At 50.3% G+C, this 13,839-nt stretch carries 11 protein-coding genes; 3 read left to right on the top strand and 8 right to left on the bottom strand.

Annotation, left to right across the window (positions count from 1 at the left end; translation table 11 throughout):
• Nucleotides 1–5 precede the first annotated feature (5 nt).
• On the top strand, nt 6–1,163 hold the full coding sequence (locus tag ACXAGA_RS12745) for a c-type cytochrome (protein WP_475117862.1): 1,158 nt from the start codon (nt 6–8) through the stop codon (nt 1,161–1,163).
• A 26-nt stretch (nt 1,164–1,189) separates the two neighbouring features.
• Nucleotides 1,190–2,458: an FCSD flavin-binding domain-containing protein gene (locus ACXAGA_RS12740; protein ID WP_475117861.1), complete on the top strand. Its 1,269-nt coding sequence runs from the start codon at nt 1,190–1,192 to the stop codon at nt 2,456–2,458.
• Between the two features lie 35 nt (nt 2,459–2,493).
• Here the strand turns inward: ACXAGA_RS12740 and ACXAGA_RS12735 are convergent, their stop codons facing one another.
• The 7 genes from ACXAGA_RS12735 to ACXAGA_RS12705 form a co-directional block, all read right to left on the bottom strand.
• Nucleotides 2,494–5,634 carry a hypothetical protein gene (locus ACXAGA_RS12735; RefSeq protein WP_475117860.1) on the bottom strand — a complete coding sequence of 1,047 codons (3,141 nt, stop codon included), beginning with the start codon at nt 5,632–5,634 and terminating at the stop codon, nt 2,494–2,496.
• Nucleotides 5,635–5,642: 8 nt separating this feature from the next.
• Nucleotides 5,643–6,620, bottom strand: a complete 978-nt coding sequence (locus ACXAGA_RS12730) for a capsular polysaccharide export protein, LipB/KpsS family (RefSeq protein ID WP_475117859.1) — start codon at nt 6,618–6,620, stop codon at nt 5,643–5,645.
• Between the two features lie 23 nt (nt 6,621–6,643).
• A complete protein-coding gene (locus ACXAGA_RS12725; RefSeq protein WP_475117858.1) occupies nt 6,644–7,759 on the bottom strand; it encodes a KpsE/RkpR family capsule polysaccharide export protein in 1,116 nt (371 codons plus the stop codon).
• Between the two features lie 27 nt (nt 7,760–7,786).
• Nucleotides 7,787–8,797 (bottom strand): Gfo/Idh/MocA family protein, encoded by a 1,011-nt coding sequence (locus ACXAGA_RS12720; protein ID WP_475117857.1) that lies wholly within the window; start codon nt 8,795–8,797, stop codon nt 7,787–7,789.
• Between the two features lie 8 nt (nt 8,798–8,805).
• Nucleotides 8,806–9,741, bottom strand: a complete 936-nt coding sequence (locus ACXAGA_RS12715; protein ID WP_475117856.1) for a Gfo/Idh/MocA family protein — start codon at nt 9,739–9,741, stop codon at nt 8,806–8,808.
• Between the two features lie 45 nt (nt 9,742–9,786).
• Nucleotides 9,787–10,926, bottom strand: a complete 1,140-nt coding sequence (locus ACXAGA_RS12710) for a polysaccharide biosynthesis/export family protein (protein WP_475117980.1) — start codon at nt 10,924–10,926, stop codon at nt 9,787–9,789.
• A gap of 68 nt (nt 10,927–10,994) precedes the next feature.
• Nucleotides 10,995–12,245, bottom strand: coding sequence for a hypothetical protein (locus tag ACXAGA_RS12705; RefSeq protein ID WP_475117855.1), 1,251 nt, complete (start codon nt 12,243–12,245; stop codon nt 10,995–10,997).
• A gap of 180 nt (nt 12,246–12,425) precedes the next feature.
• Between ACXAGA_RS12705 and ACXAGA_RS12700 the strand changes: the two genes are divergently transcribed.
• Complete coding sequence (locus ACXAGA_RS12700; RefSeq protein ID WP_475117854.1) at nt 12,426–12,998, top strand: sugar transferase; 573 nt, start codon at nt 12,426–12,428, stop codon at nt 12,996–12,998.
• On the opposite strand, the gene ACXAGA_RS12695 is transcribed toward ACXAGA_RS12700, so the two are convergent.
• Nucleotides 12,995–13,765 carry a glycosyltransferase family 2 protein gene (locus tag ACXAGA_RS12695; protein ID WP_475117853.1) on the bottom strand — a complete coding sequence of 257 codons (771 nt, stop codon included), beginning with the start codon at nt 13,763–13,765 and terminating at the stop codon, nt 12,995–12,997. The two genes, ACXAGA_RS12700 and ACXAGA_RS12695, sit on opposite strands and share 4 nt — an antisense overlap.
• Between the last annotated feature and the right edge of the window lie 74 nt (nt 13,766–13,839).

Below are 13,839 nucleotides of genomic sequence, written 5' to 3'. Positions count from 1 at the left end.
ATCAGATGACAAAACTGTCTAGCATTTTGATCCCTGGCCTGGGCGGCGTCACAGCGATTTGCGGTTTGGCCTATGCCATTCCAACAATGCAATATCAGGCGCAGATCGCAGCCAACAACGAACGGATCGCAGCCCAAGCAATCGCTCAGGCCGAAGCAATCGAAGCCGAAGCTGAAGCCGCCGCGCAGTCATTGGATGCCATCAAAATTGCGGCAGAGGCTGGTGCCTTTATCTCTGGCGCCCCTGCCCCGCAGACCGCTGGTTTCGGTTTGGGCCGCGACGCGCTGCCCGTTGAAATCGCAGCATGGGACATTGACGTGCGCCCTGACGGCGCGGGCCTGCCCGCAGGGTCCGGTGACGTCTGGACCGGCGAAGAAGTGTTCGTCGAAAAATGCGCCATGTGTCATGGCGATTTTGGCGAAGCTGTCGGGCGCTGGCCCGTTCTAGCAGGCGGCCAAGGTACGCTATCGGACGAAGACCCCGTTAAAACCATTGGGTCCTACTGGCCATATCTGTCGACGGTCTATGATTACATCAATCGCGCGATGCCGTTTGGTATGGCCCAATCGCTGACCAACGACGAAGTTTATGCGATCACCGCGTATCTGTTGTACGTCAACGATCTGGTTGATGACGATTTCGAACTGTCGAACGAAAACTTTGTCGATGTGCGCCTGCCCAATGAACCGAATTTCTACATGGATGACCGTGCGACGACAGAATACCCGATTTTTGCGGGTGACGTTTGCATGACCGATTGTAAGGATAGTGTTACCATCACGATGCGGGCAACCGTTCTGGACGTAACGCCCGATGACGGATCCGAAGGCGGTGAGGAGGCCGCCGAAGAGGAGCCGGCTAAGACCGAGGAAGCCTCGGTCGAACCAGAAAAAGAGCATGATCCTGAATATGCGTTTTTGAATATTCAGGGCGATCCAGCCTATGGCGAATACCTGTCAGGTGATTGCACATCCTGTCATCAATTATCAGGAACCGCATCGAATATCCCCAGTATTCTGGGTTGGCCGCGCGAAACGTTCATGCTGGCTATGCACGACTTTAAAATCGGCGTGCGCGAAAATCAGGCCATGGAAATGATGGCCTCACGTTTGTCCTACGAGGAGATTGCAGCGCTCGCAGCGTATTTCGAAAGCCTCGAATAATCGGGGTGTTCTTAGGGAGGAGAACCATGAAACTAAACAGACGTACATTCCTAGGTACCGCAGTCGCGGTCACAGGGTCGCTGTCTGCACCTATGGTGATGGGTGCAGGACACGGCAAACCCAAAGTTATCGTCATTGGCGGCGGCGCAGGTGGTGCGACCGCCGCTCGTTATATTGCAAAGGACAGCGAAGGCGCGATTGACGTCACGCTGATCGAACCCAGCCGCGAATATTACACCTGCTTCTTCTCGAATTTGTATTTGGGCGGATTGCGGGAAATGAACAGCTTGGGCCATTCCTATGGCACGCTGGCTGCTGAATACGGCATCAATGTTCTGCACGACTGGGCGGTTGGCGTAGACCGCGACGCAAAAACAGTGACCACTGCGGGCGGATATACCCTGCCCTATGATCGACTGGTGATCAGCCCCGGCATCGATTTCATCGACGGGTCCGTTCAGGGCTGGGACGTTTCGGCACAAAATGCGATGCCACATGCCTACAAGGCAGGATCGCAAACCGAACTGCTGCGCGCGCAGATCGACGCCATGCCGCAGGGCGGCGTTTTTGCCATGGTCGCCCCGCCAAACCCATACCGCTGCCCTCCTGGCCCGTATGAACGTGTCAGCATGGTTGCCCACCGCCTGAAACAGGTGAACCCAACCGCAAAAATCCTGATTGCCGACCCGAAAGAAAAATTTTCGAAACAGGCACTGTTCGAAGAAGGCTGGAACGCACATTATTCGGGCATGATCGAACGCATCGGCCCCGATTTTGGTGGCACGAATGTAACCGTCGATCCATCTGCGATGACCGTTGATATCGACGGCGACGTGAACAAAGTCGATGTTTGCAACGTCATCCCAGCGATGAAGGCTGGCCGTATTGCGGAAATCGCAGGCGTCACCGATGGCAACTGGGCGCCGGTAAATGCAATCGATCTGTCGTCCAAAATCGATCCGAACATCCACGTGCTGGGCGATGCCTGTGCACAGGGTGATATGCCGAAATCGGGCTTCTCGGCCAACAGCCAAGCCAAGGTATGCGCGATGGCCATTCGTGGTGCGCTGACAGGCTCGGCTGTGTTCCCTGCCCGTTTCGCCAATACCTGCTGGTCGCTGATCGACACCAATGACGGCGTCAAAGTCGGCGCGACCTATGAGGCAACCGACGAAAAGATCGCCAAAGTTGACGGGTTCATTTCAGACACTGGCGAAGATGCCGCCACCCGCCAAGCCACATACGAAGAATCCGTTGGTTGGTACGACGGCATTACTGCGGATATGTTTGGTTAAACAAAACGACGCCCGGCAAAACGCCGGGCGTAACTTTATCCGCTCACAGACCGCATAAATTCGCACATCGCCTGAGGTGGGTTGTCATGGAACAATTGCGGATTGGCTGTGATATAGGTTTGGCGCGTTTTTTGTAGCTTTTCCCAAATTGCGCCCTGTGACTGGATATCCAACAGTGTCGATAAAAGGTTTGACCGATCATCAACCAAAGTCGCGACCCCCATTTCATCCAGACTGATCGGGAACCGTTTTCCACTAAAGTTACACGAAATCACATTTCGACCAGCCAAAGCAGCCTCTAGCCCTACATTCGAAAACCGCGTCACAATCAGATCAGACGCAAGAAGGGTTTCAGGCAGATCCAGCATATCAGCGACAAAAATGTTGTCATTTTTTTGGACAATCGCGTCGCAGTAATCGAAATATTCCTGATGCGCCGTCGGATGATAACGAAACGCCAGCCGCGCGCCGGGAATATCCCCGACAACAGCCGCCAAAGCATCAATAACATCCTGATCGTCAGGTAAAATTGGCGAACAAGCGAAGGTTATTAGAAATTCGTCCAATAGCCCTGCTTTGACCCGACATGTATCCCGATCCAGCTTTCGAATTTGGGCCTGAACGCCACCGACCTTTGAATTGCCCGTCAGTACCAGTTTGTCGTTCGGCACTTTGAAAAAGCCTTCGAAAATCTTTTGCGAATAGGTTTCGATAACGAACTGATAGTCAGCAACCGATGCTTTGTACCTAGACCGCGGCCCTACGAAAACAGTTTGAACGTCAAAGCTTTGAGCGCCAATTTCGCGGCCACACACCGCAGCAACTTGTGAAATGTAGTCCCGCCCAGGCAAGAGCACAATTTGCTTTGGTCTGGTATCTTGAACCAAACGAACGACATCCGCCCCCGCCAATATCAACCGAGGCAGGCGCACATTGAAAAAGGCATCTAACCTAGGTTTAGCAGCCATTAATAGCGCAAGGTTCGTCGGCGTAAGGAAATCACGTTCCCAAATTCGCGCAATCAGCAAATCTGAAAGGCCGGACTGGAACACATCAGGCAAATCAGAAGGCGGAACAAACAAACGCAGCAAAGGTGAGATCGATAGTTTGTCGAACCAAGCCTCTGCATAGGTTTTCAAAAAATCAGGCAAGTTCGACAAACCACGTTTGCCCGCCGTCAAAGCAAAATTCACTTTACCGTTTTTTTGCAGCTCTTTCCCTAAGGAAAGAAGATCGGTTTTATAATTGCGATCAAAACTTCTACCAACCAGCAACGCGTTGGTCGAGGTGCTATCCGAACTACCTGAAATCCCTGCTTCACCAATTAAACGAGAGATCGCGCCCCGGACCATATCGGCTTCGGTATTTGATTGGTGAGATTGAACAAAATCCGTTTCAAAGCTTGCCAGCCCTTTGGATGCAAACACTACATCTGTACCAAACGACAGCCCTTTTAGGGCTAAATGATAAGCCCGTGCCATTTGTTCGGTATCACAAACGATCAAAGCCCTGTTGGATGTCTGCAACTCTTTTGAATTTACGATGCTCCAAAAATCAATCAACGCCGAAAACAGTGTATCATCTAACGGCAACTTCAGTGTATCCAACCACAGTTGCGAATGGTCGTCGCCAATAATTGCCTTCAATTCATCAATCAAAAGTGACGCTAAAATCTCGGTATGAGAGCTCAGGTCCTCTTCGATCACACTATAGGCGGGAACCCTTACGTCTAAAAAGGACGAACAATGTTCCCGCAAATCTGTTCGCGTATCAAACAGTGCTGCGGGTAAAAACACGCTACTTGATGCATCAAATGCAAGTTGGGCCGGTCCATTATCAGGACTATTGGTCGTTACGAACGCCGTATCAAAACGACCCAGCGTTTCATGAGAGGTTTTTTGGCCTGAAGGTCCAATCAGATTGTATTCAAGGGTCTCCAGCTGGGGGCAAAGCAAAATTGCCTCATCAATCGGGCAGTCAAACGAAATACCCGATAACCGTGCAAATACCCTAACGGGTTCAAGGTCAAAGTATGATAACTCTGTTTCTACCGAAGCACCTGCTAGGTTACGAATTGCATACATGAAATCGGTTGAAAACCTTGCGCCACTGATCAACCGCTGAACAGAGAGCAGCATTTCGGGCGCCCCTGTATCAAGCCCCCTTTTCAATAATAAAATGGCAAGAATACCCGCAATGTCAGGCTGCGATTTCGCGCACCGCTTTAGCATCACATAGGTCGGCGCTGGCAAATCAGACTTACGCCAACCGATCGCCTTCACTTCTGGCAAATCTTGGGCAGAATTCACTAAGTCCGATAGCAGGTGATCAATAAAAGCTTGCTGAACTTCAGGTCGAACGAACCTGCTGCGGATACCTTCGAACCATTTTATATATCTTGGCCGTCTAGGTTCAAAATTCCAACTGGCCACGATCTTTTTCGCGGCAATTCGAGCCTGCCTATCGCCACTACGGGTTCCGTCGTAATTGATGCTACGAATTGAGTGTATCAACGAGGCAATTACAAACGTTGCAGCACCACGATCACGTTTGTTGCGAATATTCCTAGCCCAGTAATTGACAGAATATTCATTCAAGTCACGCACAAAAAAATCATGCCAGCGTGTGACCAATGCCAAATAAAACCTTTGCCACGCTACATCCAGTTTTTCCTGTGGGACAAGGCTTCTATAAACGCGATAAAGTTCGGCTTCTTTTTCCGTACTAGCATCGATGGTCAACGATGCGGTTTCCAAATCATTGGCCGCTTGTTCGAATAGGTATTTAGCTACCGTTTTCCGATAACGGTTGAGCGATCGATAGACCGGTTGAATATTCGCAACCGAACGACGCTTTATCGGTAACCAGCGTTTAGACTTTGGCGCGTCTTTTTGACTGTCGCCCGTTATGATCCACCCTTCGTCTGTTGGCGTAACCAAAATTCGAGACGAATATACAGGTAGATCTGCTTTGATTAGGCCGTACCTTGACTCCCAAATAAAAGAATTCTCCTCACCGGCCTCGATATGCGCGGAAAGTTTCCTGCTGACTTCAATCAAAAAACTGAAAGGCAATGACGCATTTATTTCACCAAAGGCACAGAGCACTTTGGGTAGCGAGCATAAATCGCTGGGATAATGAAGTACTTTACCCGAAAAAATTGCGGATTGTTCCATTCGAAAAATTATCCAACTATCGGCGCGGACCAGCCATCAAAAGGTTCAACTTTTTCTCCAAAAGCCGTTCCATACCTAGACTGAATCGCAACAACGACTGCTGCGATTTCAGCTCGCGACAATTGACGTGATCGATAAATCTGACTGAGATCTTCAGTTATTCCGTAGCCAGCCCAGAATGGCCGACCAGTAACAATCACACGACGCCCCCAAAGCGCCGCAACCAAACCCAAAGCATGGTCTTTTACGATGACCGTATCACACGTCTTTAACTGCTGCACAAAATGCGCAAAGTTATCCTGAAGCGTTGCATTTTCAGACGGCAGTGACCGAAACACCGTCAAATTTTTGCCGAGTTTCAATTTTTCAATGGCAGCCGAAAATTCCAGTTTTTCATTGGATGAAAGTTCAACCGACGAAGACATTTCTTTTGTATCTGGAATAATCAGACAATTATCGCCTGATGAAACGTCGTTACCTCTTTCCAGAAAATTTAATGCCTGTTCCAGAACATCTGAATGTTCAGAAAAATCGAACCCTTGCAACATAATGTCGATTTCTAGCTGACGGCGCGCCAACGTCCAATCTGCCATACTATCCAGCATGAAACCGATAGCATCTTTTTCACCTTTTTCGACAACAGGCAAAGGCGCATCCGCACCATAAAACACGACGAGTGAAAGCCCATTTGCAGCCAAATCGAAACGGCGCCTTGAATAATCCTGAAACAAAACGACGCCCATATGACGACGCATCAGAACATTACGTAGATCTGCAACGTGGACATTGAAGGGGACAAAGTACTTTTGAAATTCCGGATAAGCGGCATCGAAATAAGCCCATTTCGATTCATCTAGACCATACACAACCGTGCGATAAGGCGCATTTGGTCGATACTTTACAACTTCTAAAGTTGATTTTTTCAGTCCTAAAAAAAACTGCAGGCGGCGCAACGCAACCGTGGCTTTGTGTGTAAAGATACGCATTCAGAAACTTTCTTACACCGCGATTAAACGCGTCGGTAATCACGTGTCACATTGGAAAACAATGCGATAATAGCAAATATAAGCATGCAAGCGACGAAGACGATTGGAACGTGTTTGGTCAGAACTGGGAATGTCCGGTCACTTGGCAGCGATGGGTTCGAAATAATCAGCAGGTATTTTTGCTGCTGCAAAATGACCTGACGGGCTGTTTCCAGCGACATGGTCGCAAGCTCCAAATCATTTTCTGCGAACTCCAAAGCAGCGTACAGGCGTTCATATTCATCGATTTGCATCGAAACAGCACCTTCCGACGAACTCGCCAAACGATCTCGGGCCGACGAAATTTGTCGCAAAATGATGCGCTCTTGATCCTTCAATGCATCGATGCGCGGCTTAAACCGATCGGCATCTTCAGATTCTTCAAGCAAGGAAAGATCCGACTGAACCGACGATAGTTCAGTTTCCAAATTTCCAATCAGCCCCTGGAGCATCTGAACCTGCGCCATCGGGTCAACCGCGCCATTTCGGTTTCGCCACTCTGTCAATGCAAGGCGTGCATCCAAAACGTTCTGTTGGGCGGTTTCAACGTTTGCTTGCTGGAAACGAACCTGATCATTCAACGCGCGAGCGTTCAGGTCATTCACAAACATTTCCACGATGCCCAATAGACTATCTGCGATCGCCTGAGCGGTTTCCGCATCGAATGCCGAAACCTCGAGCGATATGATGTTTTCCTTACTAGAAACCCGCGCAATTACATGACGTTGGTAATATGCCAGCACCGCATCGGTTGACGCATCATCAGGCAATTGTGTGAAGAAATCCCCATATGGGTCACGATAGAATTTGGCAAAACCCACGTCATTTTCCAACGCGTTCAAAGCATCCGGAGATTCAATAAAACGCTTTACCGAATAGATCGCACTGGGCTCGCCACTGACGATACCAACGGCCGTCGCCAAACCGCCCAGCATATTCGACGATCCTTGCTGTCGATCCTCGACCGCGAACTGAGTTTGCGATTTGAACAACGGCGCTTTGGTCACCAACGCATAATAGCCGGCCACAACAGTCGGAACCAACACAACCAAAATGAACAACAACGCAACCAAACTAAATCGCGACCGAGCCTTCTGCATTTTCACACCTGAACTATGGTTCGTAGTTTATGGGATCGGATAATGCGCCGAAACATCGTCATCACCTAATGGGAAAGTCACAGGCGCACGATTGGACGCAGATGCACGCAATGCGGCATAGACGTTCATCGTATCGCACGCTTGATCCAGACCGCTAATCGGCGTTTCAGCACTGAACGCATCTGCCAATACAGCCTTTGCATAGGTGATCAGGTTCGGCGGAGTAATGTCCAGATCGCTTTGCTCTAGCGGCAAGCCATACAAAAATAGCGGCTTTTCACGGTCCTCGGCGCGACGGCACCGCAGGGTCCAAACGCCACCTTCGGCGACCCAATTCACGACTCCGCGTTCGAAAATGAAATCCGTGCCAATGACAATGCCCACATCATCGCCTGCTTCAATCACAGCTCTGCGACCACCATCATAGCGCATCAAAACGACGCCGCCCGGGTCATCAAACTTTGTCCCGCGAGTGTTTGATGGGGTTTCATCGCTCAATTCTGCGTAGACAGATTTTGGCATGCCGCCCATCAGGTTGTTACACATATCAATCCAATGTGTACCAACGCAGCCCAACGATCCGCCGCCGACTTTCACAATAACCGAACGCAAGCTGCCTAGCTCTGGCGAACCATCCATTTCCTTTAGCATTTGGATGTTCGCACAATACCGTCGACCGTGGTTGACGATGATACGCACACCATTTTGCTCAGCTAATTGTCGCAATTCGATTGCGTCTTTCGCACTTTGGGATAGCGGTTTTTCAACGACGATCCGTTTCTTGCCCGCTTCGATCAGTTGTCGAGCGATCCGAACATGAAGATCAGCGGTGGTGCAAATAACATAGCAATCTGCGTCGCTGGACAGGACAGTGTCAAAATCACGTTCATGAACGTCAGCTAGGCCTGCCTCGGTTTCGACAGCAAAAGGTGTCTCGCTTGGATCGAACAGAATGGACAGCGTATGGCCCGCTTCGCGGATCGCTTGGGAAAAACGGTGGCCCATACGGCCACCACCGATCAATACTACAGTCGTCATGTTCTTACTCAGTAATTTGCAATTTTATTGTAAACGTTTGCGATCGCGTCGCATTGATCCTGTGCAGTAACCAGCCCAGCGCCGTCTGTTAGAAAGGCTTGCATCTGCAGATAAAGACCCGGTTTGTATTTTGTATCCAATTCATCATCGATTTCGACGACCTCGGTCTGGAACTTACCCTTCGGCATGACCTGCAACTGTTCGATCGGTCGCAACACCAGTCTTTCTTCGGGCAGCACAATTTCGATGCCCCAACGACCGGGGCCACGCCAATCCGCATTGTAAGAAAACGCTGTTTGCTGCTCCGTTTCGCCCTGCCCCGAAAAATAGGCCCCAGATGGGTGCCACGACAGTTCACCAACGGTTTTTGTCTGCAGATCGGTCGGGAAACCGCACATGTAAAATGCCATATCAATCACATGCGTACTGTTGGCGATAAGCCACTTTGCTTTGATGTTGGCTGGTGTTGGCAACTCTTCGATGCGGGGCGCATTTTCGCAAAATTCAAAAGCAACCGACAACGCACCGCCGGCTGCCGCGATCCGTTTCTTCGCCTCGATTGTCGACGACAAGAAACGGCGGTTGTAGGCGATGTACACCTCTGCACCTGTTTCACGCGCCAGATCAGAAACAGTCGCCAATTCGGTTTCATTCAATCCGCCCGGCTTTTCCAGGAGGATTTTTTTGACACCGCCGTTCAACAATTCCACTGCTGCCGATGCCAACATGTCGACGGGCAAAGCGACCACAGCCGCGTCAGGCGGCCCCATTTGATCCAACGCCCCCGCCAAACCTTGATCTGAAAATTTCATTCCAAATTTTTCGGCCATCGGTTCGGCGCGCGTAGCGCTCGTAGCAACGATGGTGACGTCGTGGTCCAAATCTCGCAAAACCTCGGCATGAAAGCCCGCCATAGGACCTGCACCAACCAACCAAATTTTCATAATATTTCCTGTCTTATGTGTTGGACACACTTTGATTTAACACGATTACAGACCGAACAGCCGACCACGCGCAACAATCGACGCGAACTGGTCCAACTCAGTCGTAATGGTGTGAGCAACATAGATCATGTCAGAGTCGCGAACCGTCATCTGCTCTAGCCAGAAGAACGAATTGGGGTCAGACATGTTGATCTGATAAACAATCGGGACGCCGGACCGTGTTTCGCGGATTTCTTGATCGGATGAAACAAGCCCCTTGGCGACTTCAGGGTTTTCAAACCGGAATAAAAACACACCACTACGATCGGCCAAGGAACTGGACAAACCGCCCGCGACAGACAAAGCGCCTGCAATGGATTGTTCCGCAAAAGTAATCGAATACTGACCCGGGGTCGCAACGGCGCCCAAAGCATTGAAAACCTGCGGCTTACTTAGCACAAAAATCGTATCGCCTGGCGCGACATAGATGTTTTCTATAGGGTTATTGATAATCGTCCGCAGCGGGACCGTGACGATATAGTCATCGCGGACCAAACGAATAACGGCTTCGGTTTCGTTCGCTGCCAACCCCGCGTTGCCTAATACGGTCAACAATCGATCACCCCGAGGCGACAGTTCTATCGAACCTGTTCCAGTAACTTCACCCAAAACAGTTGCCGAATTGGCAGAATAACTGTCCAAACCGATTATGACTTGCGGATCGATCGCGCGGTCAGACAAACGCTCTTCGATTAATTCGGACAGAACGCTGGGTGAATTCCCCGAAGCTTTGAACCGCCCCGCGTAGGGAACTTCGATCATACCGTTCTGGTCGACAGTTTGCGTTGGCAACACAACTTGACGTGCGCCGCTGACTTCTCCGGGGACGCCGTTGAAAAACAATCCGCCCGGGGCGCTTTCGAATATAGTAATCCCCAGACGATCGCCGACAACGATCCGTTGTTCGACTGGCGCCGATCGCACGCCAAAGCTTTCGCTTAGACTTGGCTCTCCTGCGTCAGAAAGAAACTGAACGACAGCGTCAGATACAGGCACAAGGTGATACCCTGCATCTTCCTTCTGGCTTTCACTGGTCACACCGGCAGTTAACGGACCGACACCCGCCAAAAATGAACAACCCGACAAAGCAAAGTTCAAACCGAACACTGCAGCCGTCAAAAGCGTTTTTGGGGGCATGTATTTCATTTTATTCAAACTACGTCTTTTCCGACTGCCCTGACCTTTTGTTGGACACCGTATATCCGACCAGCGCGTCATGGCAACACATCTAACAGCGCACGCAGTTTATCGCGCACGATGCTTTCTTGCGATTTTACATCTTGGTTGTCCATTTTTTGGCGCAAACGACCGCGCCAGTCTTCGTCGTAAAAATCAGACAGCCGTTGGGGAATATCATTCAGACTAACCTGCGTTCCATCCAGAACTATCCCGTCTGTGACCAACCCATGCGGATCAAAACCGACCCCATCCAAGTCTGATCGGTAAACAACAGGTGTGCCATGATGAAGAAGTTCGACAATGGCGCCCGTGCCGGGCGCGACAACCACGTCAACCAACCTTGCAAAGTCCGTCATATCCCCAGAATGGACCGTCCCCCGCTCATCAGCATTAATACCTTCGGGCACGCGCCCAACTGCAGGGTGCGGGCGCACAACGATGCCTGCATTCGGAAAACCCGCATGAAGGTCACGCAGCAAATTCCCAACTGCAGTGATGTCGGGAACGCGTGACAACAGTATCCCCCAGCACTCTGGCGGATTACGGATAGCAAATGCCCCAGCGACCGGTTCAAACGGCGATAAAATCGCAACATCACCATGAATGCCGCCAATCGCGGAATATGTGTCATGCGACGACTGATCGAAAAGAATGGAAAGGTCGGCAATCAGTTCAGGGTAACTGTCGTTTACCGGAGCGTGCTGAACATAGACCAAAGGTACGCCCATCGCTTTGCTTACATGCATCAGAGCAACGGAAATCGGGCTATGATCATTCGCGACGATGACAACCGATGGCCGTTTTTTCAAGAAAGCATTCCAAAAATAGGAAACCGCTGCACGGCCCACAACGCATTGGATGCGCACGAATGGATCCGAACGACGCAGGTCATCCTTAAAGCCACCATACTTCAATGCGCCCAGACGTGACCGCAAAGATGCACCAACCAAGCCAAGGTCAAATACGGTATCCCCGTCGCGCATTAGACCCAACACGCGCTGGACAGCCCTGACATTGGTGGCGGTCGGCGCGAATATAATCGGGGTGCCTTTTTTCACGTCAGGCAATTTACGAAGCGACATCAACAACAATGTCCACGTGACTTTGCGAAAGATCGAATATTTCAGCCCGTGCCCGATGCATGTCGCAGCAACGGCCTTTGCTCCGGTTAAAAGCTTTGTTTGAAAACCTTCGTATCTTTGCTGACCCCAGAATTTCACCAAAGTCGAATGGACAGCATCCGCCGTTTTTTCAAAATTCGCAGAGTTTTCATCAAGGTGGATCATGGATATCACTAACTAAACCGTGAACCGCTATAACAGCAATCGCATACAAATCACTACAACTGCTGGCGATAAGTGGATTATCGACACCCAGCTGCAACTAGGGCATTGTATCCGAACCCAAGTTAAAGCAGTTTGCGGGTCAAATCGCGAATGCGGCTCGATAATTTTAAGTGTTACCGGATGAACCGTACCAAAACTGTAGTTGATTACCTAGCCGCTACATTGCTGCTTCTTACGTTGATCTGGTTCTACCCTTTGGTAGCGATTGCGATCAAACTATCCAGCGAAGGCCCTGTGCTTTTCCGTCAACTTCGGGTCGGCAAAGACAAAGCCGTGTTCGAATGTATCAAATTCCGAACGATGACCATCGATACGCCGAACGTCAGCACGCACGAAATTCGTGGGGACTACGTCACACGCCTTGGCCGTTTTTTGCGTAGAACAAAAATCGACGAGCTTCCTCAGATTTTAAACATACTGCGCGGAGAAATGTCCCTGATCGGGCCGCGTCCGTGCCTGACGACACAGGACACGATCATTGCCGAGCGCGAAAAACGGAACATTTTTTGTGTAAAGCCAGGCATCGCTGGCCTGGCTCAAGTTTACGGGGTGGATATGTCGACACCCGTCAAACTATCGCGATATGATAGCATCTACATCAAAAACTGGAGCCTAAAGCTCGACCTGCAAATCGCGTTGTCGATGTTGGGCGGCAAAGGTTTCGGCGACCGGGTGCGCAAATTCACACACTAACGCTGTCCGCGGAAACGGACCCAAACACCTGACATGATTTGATGTGCCAGATAGTACGCGCTGGCAAAAACGTTCAAATGCGCAACTTTGCGGTAGACGGCCCACGTGTAAGGAATAGCGGCCAATTTATTTGAAGAGACCGAGTTTTTCTGTTTGCGATAGACCGCCAACACCTGCGGAACCGCAACCGCGTGATCGACCTTTTTCAACAGCTCTAACCAAAGCCCATAATCTTGACGCTTGCGCAACAGTGGCATCTGAACATGCCCGAAATACGCGCGGTCGTACATCGCGGTTAAGCAACCAATGACGTTTGTCTTTAACAGCTCTTGATACGTTATCCGCGCCGGTGGGGTATAGGTTGCAACGTGCATTCCCGACGTATTTTCAACACGGTAGGATGAATACGAAAAGACCGCGCCGGTTTGGATCATGAAATTCATTTGCGTGGCAAGCTTTTCAGGATACCAGCAATCATCGGCATCCAAAAATGCGACAAACCTGCAATTTGCAACATCAATGGCACGGTTCCGCGCGACCGCGGCACCTTGGTTCCTATCCAACGACACCAACTGAACCCGCGGATCAGACTGCATAATCTCGGTCACAATTTCTTTGGTTCGATCAATCGATCCGTCATCAACGACGATCCATTCCCAATCCGTCAGGGTCTGTGCAGCAATGGATGCATAACATTGCCGGATGACACCTTCGGCATTGTAAGCAGGCGTCACGATCGACACCGTCGTAGATGATAGATCTGTCATTATGAAGGCATTGCCCCTTGTGACATCTGTGAAAGAATTGACCCGATGTTTGCTACAATTTACACGTTAAACAC

It is taken from the genome of Marivivens sp. ABH4_498, from assembly GCF_056160585.1.
This window is presented reverse-complemented; position numbering and strand designations above follow the sequence as displayed.